The organism is Candidatus Poriferisocius sp. (assembly GCF_965204145.1).
In the GTDB taxonomy this organism is placed as follows: Bacteria; Actinomycetota; Acidimicrobiia; order Acidimicrobiales; family Bin134; genus Poriferisocius.
In genome coordinates, this window is sequence record NZ_OZ241977.1 from 3,295,001 (window position 1) to 3,319,598 (window position 24,598).

The window sequence follows — 24,598 nt, forward strand, 5'->3', positions numbered from 1 at the left end:
GCTCTTTTGCCCCTGATTATTCGCCCCTAATCCGGGCGACGATTTCCTCTTGTACCTTGGCAGGAGCCTGCCGGTAGGTGTCGAACTGCATGGTGTGGGTTGCACGCCCCTGCGTCCGCGACCGGAGTTCGGTAGCGTACCCGAACATTTCCGATAGTGGCACATGGGCCTTGACAATTTGTTCGCGGCCCCGCTGCTCCATGCTGTCGATCTTGCCCCGCCGGCCGTTCAAGTCTCCGATGACATCGCCCATGTACTCCTCAGGAGTCACCACGTCGACGGCCATGATGGGTTCCAACAAGATGGGCTTGGCCCGGCGGGCGGCGTCCCGGAAGGCAGCGGTGGCCGCAATCTTGAAGGCCATATCGGACGAGTCCACCTCGTGGTGCTTGCCATCGGTGAGGGTCACCTTGAGGTCCACCACTGGGAAGCCGGCCAGGGGCCCGGTGGTCATGGCGTCCTGCATGCCGCTGTCCACTGCGGGGATGTACTCCTTGGGAATGCGCCCCCCGCTGACCTGGCTGGCGAACTCGTAGCCCTTTCCGGGGTCGTTCGGCTCCAGGTCGAAGGTGATCTCGGCGTATTGGCCCGAGCCGCCGGTCTGCTTCTTGTGGGTGTAGGTGAACTTGCCCACCGGCGCGGAGATGGTCTCCCGATAGGCCACCTGCGGCTTGCCCACCGAGGCGTCCACGTTGAACTCCCGCAGCATCCGCTCGACCAGCACCTCCAGATGGAGCTCGCCCATGCCGGCGATGAGGGTTTGCGCGGTCTCCTCGTCGGTGCGGACCTGGAACGTGGGGTCCTCTTCGGCCAGCGCCGACATGGCCTTTCCCAGCTTGTCCTGGTCGGCCTTGGTGCGGGGTTCCACCGCCACCTGGATCACCGGATCGGGGAAGTCCATCTGCTCGAGCTCGATGGGGTGGTTGGGATGGGCCAGAGTGTCGCCGGTGCGCACGTCCTTGAGGCCGATGCCGGCCACGATATCGCCGGCCCGGACAACGTCGAGGTCTTCGCGGTCGTTGGCGTGCATCTCCAGAATGCGGCCGATCCGCTCCTTGCGCCCCGTACGGGTGTTCACCACTTGGCTGCCCTTGTCGAGCTGGCCGCTGTACACCCGGAAGTAGGTGAGCTTGCCGACGTGGGGGTCGCTCATGATCTTGAACGCCAACGCGCTGAACGGGGCCTCGTCGTCGGCGGGCCGCTCGGCCTCCTCGCCCTTGTGGACGCCGGTGACTGGAGGGATGTCCAGCGGGGAGGGGAGGTACTCGATGATCGCGTCCAACAAAGGCTGAACGCCCTTGTTCTTGAAGGCCGACCCGCACAGCACCGGGACGACATCGAGCGACAAAGTGCAGGCTCGCAGCGAGGCCCGCAAGTCGGCTGGGGTGATCGAGTCCTCGTCCTCGATGTACTTCTCCAGCAGGTTTTCGTCGAACTGAGTCAGCAGGTCGATGAGCTCGAGGCGGGCTTCCTCGGCCTTGTCCTTGAGGTCGTCGGGGATCTCGGTGACGTCCCAGGTGGCCCCCAAGTCGTCGCCCCGCCAGACCAGGCCCTGCATCTCCACCAAGTCGACCACGCCGAGCAGGTCGGCCTCGATCCCGATGGGCAGCTGCACCACCGCAGTGGTGGCCCGCAGGCGCTCGGAAATGGTGAGCACGGCGCGGTCGAAGTTGGCGCCCGTGCGGTCGAGCTTGTTGATGAAGCAGATGCGGGGGACGCCGTATTTGTTGGCTTGGCGCCAAACCGTCTCCGACTGGGGTTCCACGCCGGCGACGCCGTCGAACAGGGCCACCGCCCCGTCGAGCACCCGCAGAGAGCGCTCCACCTCCATGGTGAAATCCACGTGGCCGGGCGTGTCGATGATGTTGATCCGGTGCCCGGCCCACTCCGCAGTGGTGGCGGCCGAGGTGATGGTGATGCCCCGCTCCTGCTCCTGCTCCATCCAGTCCATGGTGGCGGCGCCGTCGTGGACCTCTCCGAGCTTGTAGGCCTTGCCGGTGTAGTAGAGGATGCGCTCGGTACAGGTGGTTTTGCCCGCGTCGATGTGGGCCATGATGCCAATGTTGCGGGTCTTTTCCAGCGGGTGACGAGACATGACGCTCAGGAAGTAAGACCGCTTACCAGCGGTAATGGGCGAAGGCCCGGTTCGACTCAGCCATCTTGTGCAAGTCGTCGCGTCGTTTTACCGACGCACCCAGGCCATTGGAGGCGTCCAGGATTTCATTGGCCAGCCGATCGATCATGGTGCGCTCACGCCGTTCCCGGGCGTGATTCACGATCCAGCGGATGGCCAGGGTGTTCGCCCGTCGAGGGCGCACGTCTACAGGGACCTGATAAGTGGCCCCGCCGACCCGTCGGCTGCGGACCTCGAGTTGCGGGCGGACATTGTCCACGGCCCGCTTCAGGGTGCCCAGTGGCTCGGCGCTGGTCTTCTGCTCCACGATGTCGAGCGCGCCGTACACGATTCGCTCCGCGGTGGAGCGCTTGCCCCGCTGGAGGATCTTGTTGACGAACTGGGTGACCAGCAAAGAGTCGTAGACCGGGTCGTTGGGAAGGTCGCGTCGCCCCGCCGGGCCCTTGCGAGGCATGGCTAGGCCCTTCTTTCAGCGCCGCAGGAATTGCTGAGCATTTTCAGCCGTCCTTCTTGGCGCCGTAGCGGCTGCGGGCTTGTCGGCGGTCGGAAACTCCGGCGGTGTCGAGGGTGCCGCGGATGATCTTGTAGCGCACGCCCGGCAGGTCGCGGACCCGTCCGCCGCGCACCAGCACAATGGAGTGCTCTTGGAGGTTGTGCCCTTCGCCGGGGATGTAGGCGGTGACCTCCATGCCGCTGGTCAAGCGGACGCGGGCCACCCGTCGGAGCGCGGAGTTCGGCTTTTTCGGGGTGGTGGTGTAAACCCGAGTGCATACCCCCCGCCGCTGGGGCGCGCCCTTGAGAGCCGGCGTCTTCTCCTTGCGGAATTTGGACTGGCGACCCTTGCGCACCAGTTGCTGAATCGTGGGCACAGCACTTCCTAGGGCTGATTGGAAAAAGATTGAGGGCGCAGCGAAGGCCGCGCTCCAATTCTAAGTTTACGCCCCTAGGTTCCCCATCGGCAACACGTCGGCTTCCTCGTCGTCGGCCGAAGAGGCCCACTGGGCAAATTGATCTGCCAGGTCAACGTCGTCGTCGGCTGAGGTGTAGTACTCCATGGGGGTGTAGTCGGGAGCGTGGGTGGCGATCTCCCGGTACATCTCCATTCCGGTCCCGGCGGGGATCAGCTTGCCGATGATGATGTTCTCCTTGAGGCCGATGAGCCCGTCTCGACGGGACTCGATGGCCGCCTCGGTCAGAACCCGAGTGGTCTCTTGGAACGATGCGGCCGACAGCCAGGAGTCGGTGGCCAGCGAGGCCTTGGTGATGCCCATGAGCTCGGGCCGTCCCTCGGCCGGGCGCTTGCCCTCTTGGGCCAGGGAGCGGTTCACGTTGGTGAAGACCTGGGAGTCCACCCGCTCGCCGGGCAGGAAGTCGGAGTCTCCGGGTTCCTGGATGGCCACCCGTCGGGTCATCTGGCGAACGATCAGCTCGATGTGCTTGTCGTGAATGGAAACGCCCTGGTCACGGTACACCCGCTGCACTTCGTCCACGAGGTACTGCTGGGTTTCCCGCACGCCGCGGATCTCGAGGAGCTCTTTGGGGTCGCGGGGACCGTCGGCTTGGGCAACCGGATCGCCGGCCGACACCTCTTGGCCCTCGACCACCGCCAGCTTCCATGCCGGGTCGATGACGATGGACCACTCGGCACCGTCGTCGCCTACCACCGCCAGCCGGCTGGCCTTGCCGTCTTCCTCGTTGATGCGGACCACTCCGGAAATCCGGGTGAGTTCGGCCTTGCCCTTGGGAGTGCGAGCCTCGAATAGCTCCACAACCCGGGGCAGACCGCCGGCGATGTCCTTGCCGGCCACGCCGCCGGTGTGGAAGGTGCGCATGGTCAACTGCGTGCCCGGCTCGCCGATGGACTGGGCGGCGATAACGCCGACTGCCTCACCCACCTCGATGGGCTGGCCGGTGGCGAGCGAGAGCCCATAGGACGCACGGCTGATGCCAACCTCGGAATCATCGGTCAGGGGGGACAGCACTCGGACCCGGGTCACCGTGGGATCGTCGCGCAGCAGGACGATCTCGTTGTCCCCGATGATGGAGCCCCGCTCCAGCACAGTGCCGTCGCCCAAGGTCACATCGTCGGCCAGGGTGCGGCTGAACAGGCGGGTTTCCAGGTAGGTTCGCTTGCCCGGCTCATCGGGCATGACGTCGCCGATCCAAATGCCCCGAACCGGCCCTCCCGACTCGAACGGGTCCCGGTCGTTGATGATGACCTCTTGGGCCACATCGACCAGGCGGCGAGTGAGGTAACCGGAGTCTGCGGTGCGCAGCGCGGTGTCCACGAGGCCCTTGCGGGCGCCCGGGGTGGCGATGAAGTACTCGAGCATCGCCAAGCCCTCGCGGAAGTTGCTCTTGATGGGACGGGGGATCATGTCGCCGCGGGGGTTGGCCACCAGGCCGCGCATGCCCGCGATCTGGCGGACCTGCATCATGTTTCCCCGGGCGCCGGAGCCCACCATCATGTCGATGGGGTTGAACTTCTCGGACTGGAGCACCGCTTCCATGCGCTGACGCACCATCTCAGTGGCCTCGGTCCAGATCTCAACCTCTTTCTGGCGACGCTCACCGTCGGTGATGATGCCCCGCCGGAACTGGTTTTCGACCTTGTCGGCTTCCTTCTCGTAGCGGTCCAGGATGCTCTTCTTGTCGTGCGGGACCTTGATGTCGTCCACCGACACGGTGAGCCCGGACTGGCTGGCGAACTCGAAGCTCAGGTTCTTCAGGGCGTCGAGGCTGGTGGCCACGACTTCTTTGGTGTACTGCTGGGCCAGCTGGTCCACGATCGTGGTGATGTCCCGCTTGGTGGCCACCCGGTTCACATAACCGAAGTCGTCGGGCAGGGTGCTGTTGAACAACACCCGCCCCACCGTGGTGGGGGTGTAGGTGGCCGCGTCGCCGTTGGCCGGGGTTTCCACCAGCTCGGGAATGCGGAACTCGATGCGGGCGTGAAGCGCGACCTCGCCGGCTTCGTAGGCCCGCTCGATCTGGTGCTGATGGCGGAAAATCCGCCCCTCGCCCAGCGCGCCCTCCACTTCCTCAGTGAGGTAGTAGGCCCCGATGATCATGTCTTGGCCCGGCGTGACCAGGGGACGGCCGTGAGCAGGGCTCAGCACGTTGTTGGCCGAGAGCATCAGCACTCGGGCCTCGGCCTGGGCCTGGGCCGACAGCGGCAGGTGAACTGCCATCTGGTCGCCGTCGAAGTCGGCGTTGAAGGCGGTGCACACCAGCGGGTGGATCTGGATGGCCTTGCCTTCCACCAGCACGGGCTCGAACGCCTGGATGCCGAGGCGGTGCAGGGTGGGGGCTCGGTTCAGCAGCACTGGATGCTCTTGGATGACCTCGTCGAGCACGTCCCACACCTGGGGACGGCGGCGCTCAACCATCCGCTTGGCCGACTTGATGTTCTGGGCCAGGTCTTCTTCCACCAGCTTCTTCATGACGAAGGGCTTGAACAGCTCCAGGGCCATGAGCTTGGGCAGGCCGCACTGGTGCAGCTTGAGGGTGGGGCCGACCACGATGACCGAGCGGCCGGAGTAGTCGACCCGCTTGCCCAAGAGGTTCTGGCGGAAGCGCCCCTGCTTGCCCTTGAGCATGTCGGACAGCGACTTGAGGGGCCGGTTGCCCGGACCGGTCACTGGGCGTCCTCGGCGGCCGTTGTCGAACAGGGCGTCGACGGCCTCTTGCAGCATTCGCTTCTCGTTGTTGACGATGATCTCAGGGGCGCCCAAATCAAGCAGCCGCTTGAGGCGGTTGTTCCGGTTGATGACCCGGCGGTAGAGATCGTTCAGGTCAGAGGTGGCGAATCGTCCGCCGTCGAGCTGCACCATGGGGCGTAGTTCGGGGGGGATGACCGGGACGGCGTCCAAGATCATGGCCCGGGGGTCGTTGATGCGCCGACCGTGCTGATCGCGCCGGTTGAACGCCGACACGATCTTCAGCCGCTTGATGGCCTTCTGCTCCCGCTGCTGAGAGAGTTTCTTCTGACCCTCGGGGGGGTCGAGCTGCTCCCGCAGCTTGCGCTCTTCCTCGTCGAGGTCGACGCTGTCGATGAGCGTGGCGATGACCGCCGCGCCCATGCCTCCGGAGAACAGGTCGCCGTAGCGCTCCTCCATCTCCCGCCACAGCTCTTCGTCCTCGATGATCTTGCGGGGGAACAGGCTGGAGAACTCTTCGAATGCCCGCTCGACCAGTTCGATTTCCTCGGCGTACTCCTCGTCGAGGGCCTCCAGGTCTTTCTCCGCGGCCTTGCGCCTCTTGTCCAGGTCCTTGCTGTCGGTGTCCTCGAGCTCGGCCAATTCCGCCTCGAGCTCGGCCAGGCGCTCGTCTTTGCGCTCCTGGTGCTCATCGCGGATGGCCTGGATCTCTTCGCGCATCTCCTGCTCGAGCTCGGGAAGCCGCTGGTGGCGCTCCTCCTCATCCACTTCGGTCACCAGGTTGGCCGCGAAGTAGATGACCTTCTCGAGTTGCTTGGCCTTCAACTCCTCTTTGGGCTCGGTGCCCATGAGCAGATAGGCCAGCCATGATCTCGTGCCCCGCAGGTACCAGATGTGGACCGCCGGAGCGGCAAGCTCGATGTGCCCCATGCGGTCACGGCGCACCTTGGAGCGGGTTACCTCCACTCCGCAGCGCTCGCAGATGATGCCCTTGAAGCGGATGCGCTTGTACTTGCCGCAGTAGCACTCCCAGTCCTTGGTCGGACCGAAGATCTTCTCGCAGAACAGGCCGTCCTTCTCGGGACGAAGCGTGCGGTAGTTGATGGTCTCGGGCTTCTTCACCTCACCGTTGGACCACGTCCGAATGGCATCGGCGGTGGCTAGCCCAATGGAGAGCTGGTCGAATGCATTGACGTCCAACATCTAGAAGCTCCTCCCCATGACTCGGCGGTCGTCTTCATCGTCTGATCCCCGTTCGGGGCGGGAGATGTCGATGCCCAGCTCTTCTGATGTGCGGAAGGCGTCGTCGTCCAGCTCGGTGATCTCCACCTGCTGACCGGCGGTATCTCTGACCTCCACGTTCAGGCATAGGGCCTGCATCTCTTTGATGAGCACCTTGAAGCTCTCCGGGATGCCCGGTTCGGGGATGTTGTCGCCCTTGACGATGGCTTCATACACCCGCACCCGGCCGAGCACGTCGTCGGACTTGATGGTGAGCAGCTCTTGGAGGCAGTAGGCCGCGCCGTAGGCCTCCAGCGCCCAGACTTCCATCTCGCCGAAGCGCTGGCCGCCGAACTGCGCCTTGCCGCCCAGCGGCTGCTGGGTGATCATCGAGTACGGGCCGGTGGAGCGAGCGTGGATCTTGTCATCCACCAGGTGGGCCAGCTTCAGCATGTACATGTAGCCGACCATGATCCGATTGTCGTAGGGCTCTCCGGTGCGGCCGTTGTAGAGCACGGCCTTGCCGTCTTCTCCGATGAGGCGCCCGCCATCGACGGTCTCCGGCTTGATGTTGGCCAGGAGCTGCTGGATGGTGGGGTGCTGCCCGGAGTGCCCTGCCTCGTCCCAATGGGCGCCGTCGAACACCGGGGTTGAGACCAGCGTGGCCGCGTGCGTGGTGGGACGGGTCTTGCGGCCGTCGCCCCGCTCGGGCTCTTGGCCCACCGTGCCTTCCACATCCCAGCCCCAGCGGGCGGCGTAGCCCAAGTGGGCTTCCAGCACCTGTCCCACATTCATGCGGGAGGGAACACCCAGCGGGTTCAAGATGATGTCCACCGGCGTGCCGTCGGCCAGATAGGGCATGTCCTCCATGGGGAGGATCTTGGAGATGACGCCCTTGTTGCCGTGTCGTCCGGCCAGCTTGTCGCCCACCGAGATCTTCCGCTTCTGGGCCACATACACCCGGACCAGCTGGTTCACCCCGGGGGGAAGCTCATCGCCGGTGAAGCGGTTGAACTTCTTGACGTCGATGACCTTGCCATTCTCGCCGTGGGGGACCTTGAGGCTGGTGTCTCGCACTTCTCGGGCCTTCTCCCCGAAGATGGCCCGCAGCAGGCGCTCCTCGGGGGTGAGCTCGGTTTCGCCCTTGGGGGTTACCTTGCCCACCAGCACATCGCCGGGGCCGACTTCGGCACCGGGGCGGATGATCCCCTCCTCATCGAGATCGGCCAGGATCTCCTCGGAGAGGTTGGGGATGTCCCGAGTGATCTCCTCGGGGCCGAGCTTGGTGTCGCGGGCATCGATCTCGTGCTCGTGGATGTGGATGGAGGTGAGCACGTCGTCGCGCACCAGCCGGTCGCTGAGGATGATGGCGTCCTCGAAGTTGTAGCCCTCCCAGGCCATGAAGGCCACCAGCAGGTTCTTGCCCAGTGCCATCTCGCCGTTGTCGGTAGAAGGGCCGTCGGCCAGGATGTCGCCTTTGCGGAACCGGTCGCCCGCGTTCAGCAGCGGCTTCTGGTTGATGCAGGTGTCCTGATTGGACCGCTCGAACTTCATCAGCTTGTAGGGGGTGGAACCGGCGTTCTTGTATGAGACGGTGAGGCTGTCGCCCGCTACGTCGGTAATGGCGCCGTCCTCTTGGGCGATGATCATGTCGGCGGCGTCCCGAGCGGCCTTGCCCTCGATGCCGGTTCCCACATACGGCGCCTCCGGTCGGACCAGGGGCACGGCCTGGCGCTGCATGTTGGCCCCCATGAGGGCCCGATTGGCGTCGTCGTGCTCGAGGAACGGGATCAGCGCGGTGGCAACCGAGACGATCTGCTTGGGGGAGACGTCCATGAGCTGGACCTCGTCGGGGGGCACTGAGGAGATCTCAGTGGTGGCCCCGAAGAACACTTCCTGCTCGAGCTGGGCCTGCAACCCCTTCATCGTGGCGGCCTGGGGAGATCGCCGCACCAAGACGCGGTCGTTGACGAACCGATTCTGCTCGTCGAGAGGGGCATTGGCCTGAGCGACCACGTACTCCTCCTCGTCATCGGCAGCCAGCCAGATGATCTCGTCGGTTACCTGGCCGTCGATCACCTTGCGGTAGGGGGATTCGATGAAGCCGAACTCGTTGACCCGGCCGTAGGAGGCCAACGCGCCGATCAGGCCGATGTTGGGTCCCTCGGGGGTCTCAATGGGGCACATGCGGCCGTAATGGGAGAAGTGGACGTCGCGCACTTCGAACCCGGCCCGCTCCCGGGACAGGCCGCCCGGGCCCAGCGCCGACAGCCGGCGGCGGTGGGTGAGCCCGGACAGCGGGTTCACCTGGTCCATGAACTGGGAGAGCTGGCTGGTGCCGAAGAACTCCTTGATGGCGGCGGCCACCGGCCGATTGTTGATGAGCGAGGTGGGGGTGATGGCCTCCACGTCCTGGGTGGTCATGCGCTCGCGCACCACCCGTTCCATGCGGGAGAGGCCGATTCGGACTTGGTTCTGGATGAGCTCGCCCACCGAGCGGATGCGGCGGTTGGCGAAGTGGTCCTGGTCGTCGAGGCGATAGCCCGGCTCGAACTTCACCAGGTGCAGCAGGTAGGTGCAGGTGGCCAGCACCTCGGCGGCAGAGAGCACCGGCTGATCGGGCTCGGGACGCAGGAATTGCTGCGGTGTGTCGGCGGGCGCCGATTCAGGGCGGTGCAGCGGCAGGCCGAACAGCTCCTCGATGCGGTCAAGCTCGGGTCCCAGTTTGCGGTCGAGCTTGTAGCGGCCCACTCGGGACAGGTCGTAGCGCCGGGTCTCGAAGAAGGCGTTGCGGAAGTAGTTGCGGGCTGCCTCCACCGACTGGGGCTCGCCGGGACGGGCTCGCTTGTAGATCTCCAGGAGGGCTTCGTCCTGGGTGGCGTGCTGATGCTTGTCGCTCTCCCACTGGTCGGCGAGGAAGTCGAAGTGGCCCACGAACCGGTCCAAGAAGCCGGGAGCGTTGTCCTCGTCGTAGCCCAGCGCCCGCAGCAGGGTGAAGAGGCTCATGCGGCGCTTGCGGGCCACCCGGGCACCCGCGGTGGGGTTGCGGCCGGGCTTGTGCTCCACGTCGAATTCGATCCACTCGCCCCGATAGGGGTGGATGGTGCCGGTGACCAGCTGGTGCTTGCTCAGGTTGCGAAGCCGGAACCGCTCGCCGGGCTGGAAGATCACGCCGGGGGAGCGCACGAGCTGGGACACCACCACCCGCTCGGTGCCGTTCACAATGAACGTCCCCTTGTCGGTCATGACCGGGAAGTCGCCCAAGAAGACGATCTGCTCGATGATCTCGCCGGTGTTGCGGTTGGAGAACCGGGCCTGCACCAAGATGGGCGCCGAGTAGGTCATGTCCTTCTCTTTGCACTCTTCCACCGAGGTGCCCCAGCGGGGGCCGGGGTTCAGGTCTTCATCGTCGGGGTCGAACTCCAGCTCGAGTTGCAGGGTCTCCGAGAAGTCCTTGATGGGGCTGATGTCGCGAAAGGCATCGGCCAGGCCTTGCCGGATGAACCACTGGAAGGAATCCTTCTGCACCGCGATGAGATCGGGCAGAGGCAGCACCTCCTCCAGGTTTCCGAAGGAGTAGCGGTCGCGGGTCGCCGTACGGGGGGCCAAGGTGAGCTCCTGAGGTGGTGTGGTGGATGGGCAACGCCGGTTGGCTCGTCGAATCCCTGAACGTCTACGGGAGGGGGTAATCCTGTAAACGCGGCCGCGTCAAAGTAGAAGGCGTGGCCGGGGAGACAAGCGAGCGGGTATCCGGGAATGATACGTGGCGCGGGCATGGTTTACAAGCCATGCCCGGCAGGAATTCGCTGGTTGTGCGTTATTTGAGCTCGACAGCCCCGCCGGCGGCCTCGATGAGTTCTTTGGCCTTCTCGGCATCCTCCTTGGAGGCCTTCTCCAAGATCGGCTTGGGAGCGTTGTCCACGAGCTCCTTGGCGTCTTTGAGGCCCAGGTTGGTGAGGGTGCGCACCTCTTTGATGACCTGGATCTTCTTCTCGCCGGCGCTGGTCAGGACCACGTCGAATTCGCTCTGCTCCTCGGCACCGCCGCCACCGTCGCCGCCATCGGCGCCGGGGGCCGCCACCATCATGGGCATGGCTGCGGCCGGGGCTGCGGCCTCCACGTTGAAGCGCTCTTTGAACGCCTCTTTGAGCTCGGACAGCTCAAGCACGGTCATGGACCCGATGGAGTCCAGAATCTCGTCAACCTTGGACATTGCTGTTCCTCATTCCTTTTGTTTGTTTTGGTCGTGTTTGTTTTGTCAGTTGTCGATTTCGGAGCGGATCAAACCGCCGCGCCGCCTTGGTCGGTCAGCGACTCCAACAGCCCGGCGGTTTCGACCAGCGGAGCGTCGAGGAGCCCGGCCATCTCGACCAGGGGGGCGTCGAAGAGCCCGGCCATCTCAGCCAGGGGGGCTTCCAGCAGCCCGAGGATCTCGGCCAGGATCTCGGTCCGGGTCCCCAGCTTGGACAAGGCGCTCACTTCGTCGGACGAGAGCACCTGGCCGTCGAGCACCCCTCCCTTGATTGAGAGGAAGCTGGAGTCCTCGGCGTACTTGCAGAGGGCCTTGGCCAACGAGACGGCATCACCGGGGGAGCCGTCTTCTCGGGTGCCCACGAAAGCCAGCGCAGTCGGGCCCACCAGCATCTCGTCGAGGTCGAGGCTCAGCTCGCGGGCCGCGAAACGGGTGAGGGTGTTCTTGTACACCTTGTACTCGCCACCGGCCTCGCGCAGCTGGCGGCGCAGATCGGCCAAGGCCGGCACGTCGAGGCCGCGGTAGTCGGTGAGGACCACTGCCTCGGTCGAGGAGATGCGGTCGCGCACCTCGTCCACGACGGCCACTTTCTCGGGGCGGGGATTTTCCATCAGATTGCTGAACCTTCCGCGAAAACCAGCAATGGGGCGCCGCTGACGTGCGAACGCCCCACGAGTTTCGGGAGGGTTCACCTCGGCAGGCCGGTCGACGGCTCGATCAGTTGGAAACCGAGTGTCAGCCGATTAAGCGGTGCTGGGCACTGCGCCTGATGTCTGCGGCAAATCGATAAATTGTGAGCGCCAAAAGGTACCAGATCAGTTGCTGGCACCCAAGTCGGCGGGGTCCAGCCGGACGCTGGGTCCCATGGTGGAGGAGATGGCGACCTTGCGGATGTAGCGGCCCTTGAGGGCGGCCGGCTTGGCCCGGTTGATCTCCTCCATGACCGCTCGGATGTTGGCCACCAGGGCATCGGCCTCAAAGCTGACCTTGCCCACCGGCACATGGACGTTTCCTTGGCGGTCGGTGCGATATTCCACCTTGCCGCTCTTGAACTCGCCCACCGCTCGGGCCACGTCATCGGTTACCGTGCCGGTCTTCGGATTGGGCATCAGCCCTCGGGGTCCCAGCACCTTTCCGAGCTTTCCCACCACCGGCATCATGTCGGGGGTGGCGATGGCCACGTCGAAGTCCATCTTGCCGCCCTGCACCTCCTCGGCGAGATCGTCGGCCCCCACCACGTCGGCGCCGGCCTCGCTGGCCTGCGTTGCCGCCTCGCCCTGGGCGAACACCGCAACCCGAACGTCGGTGCCGGTGCCGGAGGGCAATGAGACTGTTCCCCGGATCATCTGCTCGGCCTTGCGGGGATCGACCCCCAGTCGGGCGGCGAGCTCCAGAGTCTCGTCGAATTTCGCGGCCGACAAGCTCTTCACCAGCTCGACCCCCTCCTGGGCGGTGTGGGGGTGCTGCTTGTCGTAGCGCTGGGCGGCGTCGCTGTACCGCTTGCCTTTCTTCGCCATGTCGGTTCTCTTTCCTACTCCACCGTGATGCCCATGCTGCGGGCGGTTCCGGCTACCTGAAGCTTGGCTTGGTCGAGGTCGTCGGTGTTGAGGTCGGGCATCTTGATCTTGGCGATCTCGGCGCACTGGGCGTCGGTGATGGTACCGACGAGTTCGCGGCCCGGCTCCATTGATCCCTTCTCCAGTCCTGCTGCTTCCCGAATGAGGAAGGAAGTGGGCGGGGTCTTGGTGATGAACGTGAACGTCCGATCCTCATAGATCGTGATCTCCACTGGGATGATCTGACCTCGCTTGTCCTCGGTCTTGGCGTTGTAGTCCCGGCAGAAGTCCATGATGGCCACGCCGTGGGGGCCAAGGGCGGTGCCCACAGGGGGTGCGGGGGTGGCTTGGCCCGCAGGAATCTGGATTTTGATTGTGGTGGCGACCTTCTTTTGAGCCATGGCTCTTTCCCTTCCGGCTTGGTCCTCGCGCTGCTTGAGAGAACGTGAATCTTCTTACAATTTGGCCACTTGGGAGAACTCAAGCTCCACAGGCGTCTCCCGGCCGAAGATATTGACCAAGACCTTCACCTTGAGCTGATCCTCGTTGATCTCGGCCACCTCGCCGGAGAAGTCGGCGAACGGGCCCTCCTTGACTCGGATGGTCTCGCCCACCTCGTAGAGCAGGCGGGGCTTGGTGCGGCGAACAGTTTGCTCCCCGTCGGTCTTGACTTGGAGGAAGTTCTCCACGTCTTTGCGCTTGAGAGGCGACGGCTTGCTGCCCCGGCGCCCGTGGCCCACAAAGCCGGTCACGCCGGGGGTGTTGCGGATCACGTCCCAGGAGACGTCGTTCATCTCGACTCGAACCAGCAGATAGCCGGGGAACATCTTCTTCTTGGTGGTGACCTTCTTGCCGGCTTTGAACTCCACCACGTCTTCCATGGGGATGACGGTCTCGTGGATGTAGCTCTCCATGTCCATGGTCTTGCGACGGGCTTCGATGTTCTGCTGGACCTTGTTCTCATAGCCCGACTGGGTGTGGACCACGTACCACTTCCCGGGCATGTCATAGGGGCTGATGGTCTCGGTCTCTTCTTCAGCCTTCTCGTAGACCAGTTCTTCGGCGTCGATCACCTCGGCCGCATCTTCTGACAGGGCAGCGTCGTCAAGAAGGCTGTCGCTAACAGGGTCGGGGACTTCAAGGTCGGCCGGGGCGCCCGGCCCGGTGGGCAGGAGTGCGGCCGCGGCCTCGGCGGCGTCGACCGGTGTGGCGGCGTCGACCGGCTCGGATTCCGAGTCGGGGGCGTCGGTGGTGGTGGGGAAGAGATCGGTCATCGCGGTTTCGTCTACCTCAGGGCTCATCGATCGAACAACTTCAAAATGGCTTCGCTGAAACCCCAGTCGAGCAGGCCGATGGCCGTGGTGAGCAGCACCAAGACGACCAGCACGACGATGGAGTAGTTGACAACCTCCTCGCGCCGGGGCCACGACACTTTGCGGAGCTCGCCCCGAACCTCGCGCAGGAACTGGGCCGGACCCACCCGCTCTTCGCCGGGGCGGGGCTGATTCCGAGGCTGGCGGCGGTCGCGGACCGGGTCGCCCTCTTCATCGACGAAGCCCTGCCTTTTGGCCATCCTCTTCTGTTGTCTGTTCAGGTCACTCATGATGACTCCAGTGCGCCCGGCACTGCGGAGACGGGGATTGCTTGCGCAGGGCAGGAGGGACTCGAACCCCCAACCGCCGGTTTTGGAGACCGGTGCTCTACCAATTGAGCCACTGCCCTTCGTTCGTTAGGGGCAAGACAAGGCTACAGCGCTGGCCGGGGTCATCCCAATACGAAATCACGGGGGCAGGGCGACTAGCGGCGGGTTCGCCGACGGTAGAGAAGGGTAATCAAGGCCAGGGTGGTGGCGGCCAGGAAGCGCCTGATGAGTTGTCGGCGCCGGTCGTATTCGTCGAGCCGGGCCATGACCTTCCACACCAGGGTGGGGGGCGCCTCGGCCGGGGGGCGGTGGTCGAAAGACCGGGAGGCGTCATTGATCATGAGGCCGCCTCGTCTTGGCCTTCTTGATTTTGTTCTTCTTGATATAAGGGCGCGGTTTGATCGGCGCCCAGTTCGGCCGTGCGTTGCAGCACGGCGCGCAGCCGTTGCCGGGCCCGATGGAGCCGGACCTTGGCCGCCGAAGTCGTGATGCCCAACTCGGCGGCGATCTCGCTATGCGAGAGATCGTGCAGATCACGCAGCACCACCACTTGGCGCAATCGCTCAGGCAGCGCCCGTATCGCTCGGTCGAGGTGGTGACGCAGCACAGCGGCCTCGGCTCGCAGGCTCGGGTCCTGCTCTGGCCGCAGATCGACGATGGGCACGTCGCTGCCCAGCTCTTCGGTGCGCTGGCGGGATCGGCGGCTCAAATGCGTCGACGCGCAGTTGCTGGTGATGCGGTACATCCAGGTGGAGAAGCTGGAGTCGCCCCGAAAGCGGCGGATCGCCCGGTAGGCCCGGACATAGGCGTCTTGCACCACGTCACCGGCGTCGTCTCGATTGCCGGTGAGCCGGTAGGCCAGGGCGTAGATGTCCCGGTAGGTGGAGCGGACCAGCTCGTTGAACGCGTCGCGGTCGCCGCGGCGGGCGGCCTCCACCAGCGCAGCGTCCTCAGGGACCGGTTGACGAGATGCGGCGGGTTCGATGGGGCCAGATTATCCCCGGCCCGCAGCGGGGCGAAAGGGTGGGTGGTAGCGGCGGCCAGACTCGAACTGGCGACCTCTCGATTATGAGTCGAGCGCTCTTACCGACTGAGCTACGCCGCCCCGGGGCCATTCCGCGGCTGGAAACCGCCGAAGAGACCCTGAGCCTCCTGAGAGAATCGAACTCTCGACCTTTTCCTTACCATGGAAACGCTCTGCCGACTGAGCTAAGGAGGCGGGCTGGGAACTCTATCCCTTTGCGACGCCAATATTGCCACTCTGTGCCAGGGGCGGGAAAGCCAGAATTGGGAGGTGACGAACGGTACGGTGCAGCCGGTGGCGATTCGAGCAGCGAGGCTGTCTGATGCCGATGGCATTCGGGAGATCGTCAACTACGAGATCCTCAACGGGACCAGCATTTTCGAGTTGGAGCCTCGAACCGTGGCTGCCCAGCGCACCTGGCTGCAAGACCGCAGCGGGGTTCACGCGGTGCTGGTGGCCACGCCGGATGACGACGATGACACCGTGCTGGGCTTCTCGTCGCTGTCGCCCTTCCATACCCGACCGGCCTACAACACCACGGTGGAGAACTCGGTGTATGTCCACCAGGACCATCGCGGCAAAGGCATCGGCCGAGCGCTTTTGGTGGAGATAATCGGACTGGCCCAAACCCACGGGTTCCACACCGTGATCGCCCGAATATCCGGGGGAAACGAGGCATCGGTCGCCGTCCACCGCTCCGTTGGATTCGAAATAGCCGGCACCGAGCGCGAAGTAGGCCGCAAATTTGGCCGGTGGATAGACGTAACCGTGATGCAGCTCATGCTGCAAGACTGGAGTGGGCCGGGGAGAACCTGACGCTCTCAGTTGGGTTGTTCAAACCGGGGCCCGGCATAGGGGCAGGCCGAGACTGAGGTAAGTGTCAGATAGAAAATGCGCGTTGATATCCGATCGTTCTCGCGCTACCTTTCAGTCATCATTCCCCGCCCGGTGGACGGATCGTTTTGATCCATCCCCGGGCGGGTGTTTTTTGTTATGCGCACCATTGTGCTGGTCGACGGCCAGAACCTTTTTCACCTTGCCAAGCGTGCATGGGCACCCGCGGTTGTGAGTCCTTCATCTCCGTACGCATGGCCGAGCTACGACGTTGAGGGACTTGCTGGCGCACTGGCTTCGCGCGTCCCCGGGCGAATTCTCAGCGAGACCCGCTTCTACACCGGCGTGCCTGATCGGCCATCGCAGAAGTTCTGGCACAGCTTCTGGACGAACAAGCTCTGGCATCTCCGGAACAGGGGCGTCCACGTCTATGCGGGCAGAGTGAGCTCGTGGGGACAAGAGAAAGGTGTGGATGTCAGCCTGGCACTCGACCTTGTGCAAGCAACCCACGAGCAGCGGTATGACGTCGCGATCATTGTCAGCCAAGACTGGGACTTTGGTCCCGCTATACGGCTTGCCAAGACCATCGCCCAGGCGCAGGGACGGAATCTGGTGTTCGAATCAGCATTCCCTGTTGGTCCAGGAAGTTCGTCAAACAGAGGTGTACCCGGAACAAAGTGGGTTCCCATTGACAAAGCCACCTACGACGCTTGCCGCGACCCGAGGGACTACCGCCCGAAGAGACGGTGAATCGGCGAAGCGGCCAAGCACGAAGGAACCACGCCATCCATTGGACTAGGTGGCAGAGATGAGAACACTTGCGTTCACAAGGTTCCTATGTCCTGACACATCGCAAAGTGGGCCGGGGAGGATTTGAACCTCCGAAGGCTATGCCGACGGGTTTACAGCCCGTTCCCTTTGGCCGCTCGGGCACCGACCCAACGAGGGACAACCCTACCGGCCTGCGAGGTTGCTTCCCCACTCGAATACCACGGGGAATGGTGCGGTAGGTTCGGGTGATGCCTACGTTTGATGTTTCTTCTGAGCTGGACATGCAGGAGGTCCGCAATGCGGTGGACCAGGCGGCTCGGGAGATTCACAGCCGCTATGACTTCAAGAACACCGGGAGCGAGGTGGCGCTGGGCGAAGGGGTGATCACGCTGAGATCGTCCAACGAGGACCGGCTGGCCGCGGCCCGTCAGGTGCTGGAGGAGAAATTGGTGCGGCGCAAGGTGTCGCTGAAGGGGGTGAACTACGGGTCGGTGGAAGACGCGGCCGGAGGGACGGTTCGCCAAGAGGCGGCGCTGGCCGCGGGCATCTCGGCCGACAAGGCCCGGGAGATGAACAAGTTCATCAAGAACTTGGGAATGAAGGGGGTCTCGTCGCAGACCCAGGGCGGCCAGCTGCGGGTGAGCGGCAAGAAGCGGGACATGCTCCAAGAGGTGATCGCCGCGCTCAAAGAGGCCGACTTCGCCATCCCCTTGCAGTTCGGGAATTTCCGGGACTGACCGGCTCTCCGCGAGTTTGGCTGTCTAGTAGGCCTGGGGGGCCCACTCGCCGGCGCGGAGGCGGCGGATGCGCTCCTCGGCGGAGGGGTGGGTGCTGAACAGGCTGCGGAAATTGGCCCGGCCAGTGAGGGGGTTGACGATGTAGTGGGATGCCTGCTCCACCGGCACGTTGACCGGGATGCGGTGGGAGGCGGCGTTCAGCTTTTCAAGGGCTCGGGCCAGGGGCTCGCCGTCGCCGATGAGGCGGGCGGCGGAGGCATCGGCCTGGTATTCCCGGGTGCGGCTGATGGCCATTTGGATCATGCTTGCGGCGATTGGGGCCAAAATGGCGGCCAGGATGACTCCGACCAGTTCCCCAGGGCCGTTGTCGCGGCCTCGTCCGCCGAAAAAGATCATGCCCCACACCGCGATGCGGGAGGCGAAGGTGATGGCCATGGCGATGGCCGCGGCCACCGAACCGATGAGGATGTCGCGGTTGCGGATGTGGGCCAGCTCGTGGGCTAGCACTCCCCGAATCTCGTCCCAGCTCAAGTGATTGATGAGCCCTTCGGTGATGGCCACCGCGGCGTGCTTGGGGTTGCGGCCAGTGGCGAAGGCGTTGGGCTGGGGATTGGGGCTCACGTACAGCTTGGGCATGGGAATCTGGGCCTTGGCGGTGAGCTCTTCCATGATGGCGTGATACTGGGGGAGCTGCGCGGAGGTGACTGGCACGGCCCGGGCCGAGGCGATGGCCAGCTTGTCGCTGAACCAGTACGAGCCGCCCACCACGACCACCGCGATGACAATTCCAATGGCCAGTCCGCCGCTGCCGCCCAGCAGCCCGCCGACGGCTACGAACAGGGCTGCCATCAGCACCAGCAGGAGGATTGTCTTGATCGTGTTCATGCCCAGGGTCACCCCAATTTGAAGATCAGATTCTGAAGGTCAGGCTATCGGCCGACGGCGATTTTCGCTCGTCAGCGGTCGTAGTAGCCGGAGTAGACGTAGACACAGGGGACGTCGGACTCGGCGTACATCTCCACGTTGCGGGGGTCGTCTTCGAGGGCATAGAGCAAGTCGAATCCGTGGCGGCGGAGGTTGTTTACCTCAGTGGCTTTGTACGCCCGCGACGAACCGCCGCTGTTGGGGGGCCGCAGGATCAGCAGGTCCCATCGGACCTGGTGCGTCTTCAGCCAGGACACCGTGGCGTCGAGCAGGTGCCAGGGGCGGGCGGTGAGCAGCACCACGGTGATGTCGGGGGCCAGTGAGCTGACCAGGGCCACCGCCGCCTCCAATGGAGGGTCGTCGGGACAGCCGGCGAAAAACTCATCCCAGCGGCGGGCTTTGGCCAAGTGCTGGCGACTGCTGGCGTCGGAGATCACCCCGTCCACATCCACGATCACCGCGGGACCGCCGGCGATGGGGCCTTCGCGCCATCTCCAGTGAGATGTGTCGGGTGGGCTGCTCAATCTTCTTGGGGGGATTCGGCGGCCCGGGTGCGGATCTCGTCCACCACCGACTGGTCGGCCAGGGTGGTGGTGTCGCCCAGGCTGCGGCCCTCGGCCACATCCCGCAGCAGACGGCGCATGATCTTGCCCGAGCGGGTCTTGGGCAGGTCGGGAACCAGCACCACCGTCTTGGGCCGGGCAATGGGCCCCAGCTTGGTGGCCACATGCTGGCGGACCTCCTCGCCCAGCTCGTCGGTGGCGTCGTGGCTGCCCCGCAGGATCACGTAGCCGATGATGGCCTGGCCGGTGGTGTCGTCGGCCGCGCCCACCACGGCAGCCTCGGCCACCGCGGCATGGTCCACCAAGGCCGACTCCACCTCGGTGGTGGAGATTCGGTGGCCGGAGATGTTCATCACGTCGTCCACCCGGCCGAGCAGCCACAGGTAGCCGTCGTCGTCGACTTTGGCCCCGTCGCCGGCGAAATAGCGGCCCTCGAACCGGCTCCAGTACGTATCCCGGTAGCGCTCGGGGTCGCCCCAGATGCCCCGCAGCATCGACGGCCACGGGCGGGTGATGGTGAGGTAGCCGCCGCCTCGCTCCACCGGGCGGCCGTCGTCGTCCACCAGCTCGGCGAATACCCCGGGAATGGGATGGGTGGCCGACCCCGGCTTGGTGGTGGTCACGCCGGGCAGCGGGGAGATCATGTGGCCGCCGGTCTCGGTCTGCCACCAGGTGTCCACTATGGGGCAGCTGCCCCCGCCGATGTGGGTGTGGTACCACATCCACGCCTCGGGGTTGATGGGCTCGCCCACGGTGCCCAGCACCCGCAGGCTGGACAGGTCGTGCTTGGCCGGCTCTTGAGCGCCCCACTTCATGAAGGTGCGGATGGCGGTGGGGGCGGTGTAGAGCTGGGTGACGCCGTAGCGCTCCACGATGTCCCAGAGCCGGTCGCGGCCCGGGGTGTCGGGGGTGCCCTCGTAGATCACCGAGGTGGCGCAGTTGGCCAGCGGGCCGTACACGATGTAGCTGTGGCCGGTGACCCAGCCGATGTCGGCCGCGCACCAGTACACGTCGGTGTCGGGCTTCAGGTCGAACACGTACTTGTGGGTGAAGGCCACCTGGGTGAGGTAGCCGCCGGTGGTGTGCATGATGCCCTTGGGCTTGGCGGTGGTGCCCGACGTGTAGAGCAGGTAGAGGAGCGCCTCGGAGTCCATGGGCTCGGGCGGGCAGTCGGCCGACGCGTCGGCCATGAGGTCGTGCCACCACAGGTCCCGACCCTCGGCCATGTCGACGTCGGTGTCGCAGCGGTTGACCACCACCACGTGCTCCACCGAGTCGGCCCCCTGGCTGAGGGCGGTGTCCACGTTGGGCTTCAGCATGGAAGGGGCGCCCCGGCGGTAGCCGGCATCGGCGGTGATGATGAGTCGGGCTTCGGCATCCTCGCAGCGGTCGACGATGGCGTCGGGGGAGAAGCCGCCGAAGATCACCGAGTGGGCCACGCCGATGCGGGTGCAGGCCAGCATGGCCACCGGCAGCTCGGGGATCATCGGCATATAGATGGCCACCCGGTCGCCCGCGCCCAATCCCAGGCCCTTGAGCACGTTGGCGAATTTGGACACCTCGGCGAGCAGGTCGGCGTAGGTGATGGTGAGGGTGTCGCCCGGCTCACCCTCCCAGTGGAAGGCGATCTTGTCGCCGTGGCCCGCTTCAACGTGGCGGTCGAGGCAGTTGTACGAAACGTTGAGGGTGCCGCCGACGAACCAGCGGGCAAAGGGCAGATCCCATTCCAAAACAGTGTTGAAATCGGTGTCCCAGCTCAGCAGCTCGCGGGCCTGTCGGGCCCAGAACGACTCGAAGTCCCTCTCCGCCTCGTCATAGAGCGAGCGGTCGTTGGCCAGTGCGGCGGCGGCAAAATCGGAGGACGGAGCGAAGGTGCGCTCTTCGACATAGTAGTCCTCGATGGTGGCTTCAGCCATGGTCGGTCCTTTCCGATGCTCTCGCGGAACAGCGCGGCGAGCCTACATTCTGTCGTCTCACAGAGGTTTTGGACACTTGGCATTCTGCCGCCCCAGAGGGGTTATGGTCATCTAGTGACGTATCTGCGGGCAGAGAGCTGATCGGCGATCATGGAGATCAGGGTTGCCACGCTGTGCGATTTCGCCCAGGTGCGGGAGGGGCTGCTGTTTGTGAGCTCGGCGGGCATCACCCGGGTGTATCGGGAGTCGTTTCCCGCTCCGATCGGCGTGATGCTGGCCTTGGTGCTGGAGATGTCGCCGGTGGAGGCGGCCAACGCCAACAAGATCAGGGTGCGGGTTGAAGACGCCGATGGGCAGAAGCTGGCCGAGATGGTGGGAGAAGTGCAGGTGAAGCTGGGCTCGGGCCATGATCCGGGCGAGCTGGTTAACGTGCCGTTTGTGGCCGATTTTCGGGCGATGAAGCTTCCGACGCCGGGTCGCTATCAGGTGGCCATCCACCCAGAAGTCGAAGGAGCGAACCCGGTGGCGCTGGGGTTTCGAGCCGCAGTCCGGGCCAAGGCCTGATTCGGATCAGCTCGGCGTCGGCACGTCCCATTCGACCACGGTAAAGCTGCCCAGACCGGCGGGGTCGAGCAGGGCTTCGGCTTCGATCGCTCGGCTGCGTCCGGCCAGTGCGGTCAGATCGCCTTGGGCGGCACCGGCCCGCCAGGCGGCGGTGCCTTCGGCCACCAGCTCGTCGATACCGTGAGCTTTGAGCCAGTTGGCCTGGTCGGTGACCCTGGTGGGAGGACACACCGTCGAGAGTTGGTCCAAGGCCACTTCGCAGGTGATGTCCTGGGTACCGGGGGCGGTCCACGGATCGTCGCCCCGCTCGTGGCCCCGATAGGTCCGCAGCCATTCGGGCCAAGGTCGAGCAGTCATTTCCTCGGTGGTGCTCATGTAGTCGATGACCACCACGGTGCCTTGGTCCAGGATCGACAGAGCTTGAGACAGCCAGGCGCCGGCCTGGTCTTGCCGGGGGGTCAGGCGAGTCTCGGGACTGGGGCGGTGGTCGCCCACTTCGCTGCCATTGGGGTCAAAAAGGCGCAGTGGGAGGTTGTCGAGCAGCTCGTTGGCCACGATCACCCCAGTGATCGGGCCGTCGGGCATGTCGGCCCGTGAATCGCCCATGGTATGGGCGGCGCGTCCCGCGGCGCTGCGCTCGACGTTGATCCAGCGCAGTGCAGGCATGCAGCCGGGCCGGCTCTTGGCCACGGTGCGGGCCAAAGTGCCCGGTCCGGCCCCGGCATCGATCACAGTGAACGGGTCGGGCTGGCCCAACTCGCCCCACCGGCAGTCCAGCATCCGGCCCAGCACCGCGCCGAACAGCGGCCCGACCTCAGGGCTGGTGATGAAGTGGCCGCCGCGCCGTCCGGCTTGACCCGACTCGTAGAACCCATGCTCAGGGTCATACAGCGCCCGTTCCATGAACTCGGCGAACCCTGTCATCGAAATCAGAGAACCTTGCTACCAAGCACGGTGAATTCCACCGTTCCAGTATGGCGATGCAGGCAACTGGGAACCTCAGCGGTGCGCTGCATTTGTGTTGTCAATACACTGTGGCCATCGAATTAGCGGAACCGTGTGGATCGCGGTATCCGGCACTGGAGGCACCATGTCTGAGACCCCGATGAGCCGGCCCGGCGAGGTCGCCGGCTGGCCGAAGCTGACCGTCACGTATCGGACCGATCCGGCTGGCATTGAGCAAGTTCTCCCGCCGGGGCTTACCGCGGGCGAACCGATCGTCACTGTGGGGGTGTACTGCGTGCCCGTGCTGGGCGAGCCCGAATACGGCGTGAGCGTGAAGGTGCCAGCCAGCTGGAAGGGCGTGAATGGTCAGTACAGCCTGGGCTTGGGCATCGACCAGGAGGCCGCCATCTTCATCAGCGGCGAGACCAACGGCCAGCCCAAGTACCCGTGCGACATCCGCTTCTATCGCCTGGGCAACCGGGTGGAGGCCCGGACCATCCATCAGGGCTACACGTTCCTCGAGTTCGAGGGCGATGTGACCGGAGCGGTGGAGCCGATGGCTGGAGAGTTCACCGAACACGAGTGGTGGACCAAGTACTCCCGGGCCATTGGCGGTGCCGAGAAGCAATACGACTTCCCGCCTCACGTCGTGGATGTGGCCACCACCTTCGAGCAGACCCACGTCGAGGACATCGACGGCGAGCTGCGGTTGCTGGACAGCCCCTGGGATCCCGTAGCCCGCTATTTCCCCATCGTTGAGCAGCTCACGGCGCAGTTGGTGACCAATCGGATGATCGACCGGCAGATCACCAACGCCGGCCCGCTGGATCCCGATGCGTTCTGGCCCAGCGCCGACGTCATCAGCGGTTCCCGTTGGCCCGGCACCCGAGGCGGCCCCCGCCAGCCCTAGCTAGAACGACAAGCCGACGAGGCGCTCGCTGAGCTCCCACAGCGCGGCCTCGGTGGGCGGGTTGTAGATGTGGGGGGCGTAGCCGATCTCACCTGTACCCGGCTCGGCCACGCTGCAGTCGGCCAGGTACCTGCCATTGTGGTCGGCCATTTCCGGGGCGGTTGCGGCCCAAACTTGGGTGGCGGCACCGGATTCCAGGGTCTTGTATTGGAGGCCTTGGCCTGAGGACGAGCTGGCTTTGGCTCGCTCTCTCATGCCCTCGATCATCTCTTTGGTCATGTGCCGGCCCAGCTTGGTGGGGATCGCGCCGGGATGGACCGACAGCGAGACCAGTTCATCGCCGCAGCGCCGAGCCAACTCGGCGGCGAAATGGATGTTGGCGCTCTTCGACCGGCCGTAGGACACCCAGGGGTCGTAGGGGGTGGTCTCGAAGTTGGGATCTTCGAGATCCACGTCGGAGATGCGGTGGCCCCCCGACGACAGGGTTACCACCCGAGGATTCTCGGCTTGGAACAGCAGCGGTAGCAGCCGGGCGGTTAAGGCGAAGTGGCCTAGATGGTTGGTGCCGAATTGCATCTCGAAGCCGTCGGAGGTTCGGCCGAATGGGCAGCACATCACCCCCGCGTTGTTCATCAGCACGTCGATGCGGTCGAACTGGTCGGCGGCCTCGGCGGCGAAGCTCTCCACGCTGGACAGATCAGAGAGGTCCAATTGGTGCGTCGACAGGTTGGCATCGGGCACCGATGAGCGAATGCGGTCGGCGGCCTCGAGATTGGCCTCGGGGTTCCGGGCCAGCATGGCCACCCGGGCCCCGCGGGCGGCCAGCACCCGGGCTGACTCCTCACCCAGCCCGCTGGTTGTGCCAGTGATCATGTAGGTCTGCCCCGACAGGTCAAGCCCGTCAACAACCTCTTCGGCGGTGGACTCTCGCTTGAATGAACTCATT

23 protein-coding genes and 4 tRNA genes are annotated in these 24,598 nt (G+C 64.9%); 5 read left to right on the forward strand and 22 right to left on the reverse strand.

Annotated elements, in window-relative coordinates; translation table 11 throughout:
- Nucleotides 1-16: 16 nt before the first annotated feature.
- From fusA to ACOGI7_RS15500, 16 genes are all read right to left on the reverse strand, one after another.
- Nucleotides 17-2,095 carry an elongation factor G gene (gene fusA, locus ACOGI7_RS15425; protein WP_419849626.1) on the reverse strand — a complete coding sequence of 693 codons (2,079 nt, stop codon included), beginning with the start codon at nucleotides 2,093-2,095 and terminating at the stop codon, nucleotides 17-19.
- Between the two features lie 22 nt (nucleotides 2,096-2,117).
- Nucleotides 2,118-2,588, reverse strand: coding sequence for a 30S ribosomal protein S7 (gene rpsG / locus ACOGI7_RS15430; RefSeq protein WP_419849627.1), 471 nt, complete (start codon nucleotides 2,586-2,588; stop codon nucleotides 2,118-2,120).
- A gap of 43 nt (nucleotides 2,589-2,631) precedes the next feature.
- Nucleotides 2,632-3,003 carry a 30S ribosomal protein S12 gene (rpsL, locus tag ACOGI7_RS15435; protein ID WP_419849628.1) on the reverse strand — a complete coding sequence of 124 codons (372 nt, stop codon included), beginning with the start codon at nucleotides 3,001-3,003 and terminating at the stop codon, nucleotides 2,632-2,634.
- Nucleotides 3,004-3,069: 66 nt separating this feature from the next.
- Nucleotides 3,070-6,996, reverse strand: coding sequence for a DNA-directed RNA polymerase subunit beta' (locus ACOGI7_RS15440; RefSeq protein ID WP_419849629.1), 3,927 nt, complete (start codon nucleotides 6,994-6,996; stop codon nucleotides 3,070-3,072).
- Nucleotides 6,997-10,623, reverse strand: coding sequence for a DNA-directed RNA polymerase subunit beta (locus ACOGI7_RS15445; protein ID WP_419849630.1), 3,627 nt, complete (start codon nucleotides 10,621-10,623; stop codon nucleotides 6,997-6,999). It lies immediately after the preceding gene.
- 208 nt (nucleotides 10,624-10,831) lie between these two features.
- Nucleotides 10,832-11,227 (reverse strand): 50S ribosomal protein L7/L12, encoded by a 396-nt coding sequence (rplL, locus tag ACOGI7_RS15450; protein ID WP_419849631.1) that lies wholly within the window; start codon nucleotides 11,225-11,227, stop codon nucleotides 10,832-10,834.
- Nucleotides 11,228-11,295: 68 nt separating this feature from the next.
- The gene (gene rplJ, locus ACOGI7_RS15455) at nucleotides 11,296-11,877 is read right to left on the reverse strand and encodes a 50S ribosomal protein L10 (protein ID WP_419849632.1); all 582 of its coding nucleotides are present in this window, start codon (nucleotides 11,875-11,877) and stop codon (nucleotides 11,296-11,298) included.
- A gap of 204 nt (nucleotides 11,878-12,081) precedes the next feature.
- A complete protein-coding gene (rplA, locus tag ACOGI7_RS15460; protein ID WP_419849633.1) occupies nucleotides 12,082-12,783 on the reverse strand; it encodes a 50S ribosomal protein L1 in 702 nt (233 codons plus the stop codon).
- 14 nt (nucleotides 12,784-12,797) lie between these two features.
- Nucleotides 12,798-13,223, reverse strand: a complete 426-nt coding sequence (gene rplK / locus ACOGI7_RS15465; RefSeq protein ID WP_419849634.1) for a 50S ribosomal protein L11 — start codon at nucleotides 13,221-13,223, stop codon at nucleotides 12,798-12,800.
- Nucleotides 13,224-13,277: 54 nt separating this feature from the next.
- Nucleotides 13,278-14,123: a transcription termination/antitermination protein NusG gene (gene nusG / locus ACOGI7_RS15470; RefSeq protein ID WP_419849635.1), complete on the reverse strand. Its 846-nt coding sequence runs from the start codon at nucleotides 14,121-14,123 to the stop codon at nucleotides 13,278-13,280.
- Nucleotides 14,120-14,395: a preprotein translocase subunit SecE gene (gene secE / locus ACOGI7_RS15475; protein WP_419849636.1), complete on the reverse strand. Its 276-nt coding sequence runs from the start codon at nucleotides 14,393-14,395 to the stop codon at nucleotides 14,120-14,122. The genes nusG and secE overlap by 4 nt, the downstream gene beginning before the upstream one ends.
- A 76-nt stretch (nucleotides 14,396-14,471) precedes the next feature.
- Nucleotides 14,472-14,544: transfer RNA gene (locus tag ACOGI7_RS15480), tRNA-Trp, on the reverse strand.
- 75 nt (nucleotides 14,545-14,619) lie between these two features.
- Nucleotides 14,620-14,805, reverse strand: a complete 186-nt coding sequence (locus ACOGI7_RS15485) for a hypothetical protein (RefSeq protein ID WP_419849637.1) — start codon at nucleotides 14,803-14,805, stop codon at nucleotides 14,620-14,622.
- The gene (locus tag ACOGI7_RS15490) at nucleotides 14,802-15,401 is read right to left on the reverse strand and encodes an RNA polymerase sigma factor (RefSeq protein WP_419849638.1); all 600 of its coding nucleotides are present in this window, start codon (nucleotides 15,399-15,401) and stop codon (nucleotides 14,802-14,804) included. Before ACOGI7_RS15490 ends, ACOGI7_RS15485 begins: the two co-directional genes overlap by 4 nt.
- A gap of 91 nt (nucleotides 15,402-15,492) precedes the next feature.
- Nucleotides 15,493-15,569: transfer RNA gene (locus ACOGI7_RS15495), tRNA-Met, on the reverse strand.
- Nucleotides 15,570-15,610: 41 nt separating this feature from the next.
- Nucleotides 15,611-15,683: transfer RNA gene (locus ACOGI7_RS15500), tRNA-Thr, on the reverse strand.
- Nucleotides 15,684-15,758: 75 nt separating this feature from the next.
- Between ACOGI7_RS15500 and ACOGI7_RS15505 the strand changes: the two genes are divergently transcribed.
- On the forward strand, nucleotides 15,759-16,304 hold the full coding sequence (locus ACOGI7_RS15505; RefSeq protein ID WP_419849639.1) for an N-acetyltransferase family protein: 546 nt from the start codon (nucleotides 15,759-15,761) through the stop codon (nucleotides 16,302-16,304).
- A 177-nt stretch (nucleotides 16,305-16,481) separates the two neighbouring features.
- Complete coding sequence (locus ACOGI7_RS15510; RefSeq protein WP_419849640.1) at nucleotides 16,482-17,072, forward strand: NYN domain-containing protein; 591 nt, start codon at nucleotides 16,482-16,484, stop codon at nucleotides 17,070-17,072.
- Nucleotides 17,073-17,180: 108 nt separating this feature from the next.
- Here the strand turns inward: ACOGI7_RS15510 and ACOGI7_RS15515 are convergent.
- Nucleotides 17,181-17,262, reverse strand: a tRNA-Tyr gene (locus tag ACOGI7_RS15515).
- A 79-nt stretch (nucleotides 17,263-17,341) separates the two neighbouring features.
- On the opposite strand from ACOGI7_RS15515, the gene ACOGI7_RS15520 reads away from it, so the two are divergent.
- Nucleotides 17,342-17,830 carry a YajQ family cyclic di-GMP-binding protein gene (locus ACOGI7_RS15520; RefSeq protein WP_419849641.1) on the forward strand — a complete coding sequence of 163 codons (489 nt, stop codon included), beginning with the start codon at nucleotides 17,342-17,344 and terminating at the stop codon, nucleotides 17,828-17,830.
- A 24-nt stretch (nucleotides 17,831-17,854) separates the two neighbouring features.
- On the opposite strand, the gene ACOGI7_RS15525 is transcribed toward ACOGI7_RS15520, so the two are convergent.
- The 3 genes from ACOGI7_RS15525 to acs form a co-directional block, all read right to left on the reverse strand.
- Nucleotides 17,855-18,715 (reverse strand): M48 family metalloprotease, encoded by an 861-nt coding sequence (locus tag ACOGI7_RS15525; protein ID WP_419849642.1) that lies wholly within the window; start codon nucleotides 18,713-18,715, stop codon nucleotides 17,855-17,857.
- Between the two features lie 71 nt (nucleotides 18,716-18,786).
- Nucleotides 18,787-19,278: a hypothetical protein gene (locus ACOGI7_RS15530; RefSeq protein WP_419849643.1), complete on the reverse strand. Its 492-nt coding sequence runs from the start codon at nucleotides 19,276-19,278 to the stop codon at nucleotides 18,787-18,789.
- On the reverse strand, nucleotides 19,275-21,233 hold the full coding sequence (gene acs, locus ACOGI7_RS15535; protein WP_419849644.1) for an acetate--CoA ligase: 1,959 nt from the start codon (nucleotides 21,231-21,233) through the stop codon (nucleotides 19,275-19,277). Before acs ends, ACOGI7_RS15530 begins: the two co-directional genes overlap by 4 nt.
- A gap of 150 nt (nucleotides 21,234-21,383) precedes the next feature.
- On the opposite strand from acs, the gene ACOGI7_RS15540 reads away from it, so the two are divergent.
- On the forward strand, nucleotides 21,384-21,797 hold the full coding sequence (locus ACOGI7_RS15540; protein WP_419849645.1) for a DUF6941 family protein: 414 nt from the start codon (nucleotides 21,384-21,386) through the stop codon (nucleotides 21,795-21,797).
- 6 nt (nucleotides 21,798-21,803) lie between these two features.
- On the opposite strand, the gene ACOGI7_RS15545 is transcribed toward ACOGI7_RS15540, so the two are convergent.
- Nucleotides 21,804-22,721: an SAM-dependent methyltransferase gene (locus tag ACOGI7_RS15545; RefSeq protein ID WP_419849646.1), complete on the reverse strand. Its 918-nt coding sequence runs from the start codon at nucleotides 22,719-22,721 to the stop codon at nucleotides 21,804-21,806.
- A gap of 166 nt (nucleotides 22,722-22,887) precedes the next feature.
- Between ACOGI7_RS15545 and ACOGI7_RS15550 the strand changes: the two genes are divergently transcribed.
- Nucleotides 22,888-23,652, forward strand: a complete 765-nt coding sequence (locus ACOGI7_RS15550; RefSeq protein ID WP_419849647.1) for an acetoacetate decarboxylase family protein — start codon at nucleotides 22,888-22,890, stop codon at nucleotides 23,650-23,652.
- Here ACOGI7_RS15550 and ACOGI7_RS15555 read toward each other — a convergent pair whose 3' ends face one another.
- The gene (locus tag ACOGI7_RS15555; RefSeq protein WP_419849648.1) at nucleotides 23,653-24,597 is read right to left on the reverse strand and encodes an SDR family NAD(P)-dependent oxidoreductase; all 945 of its coding nucleotides are present in this window, start codon (nucleotides 24,595-24,597) and stop codon (nucleotides 23,653-23,655) included.
- Nucleotide 24,598 lies beyond the last annotated feature (1 nt).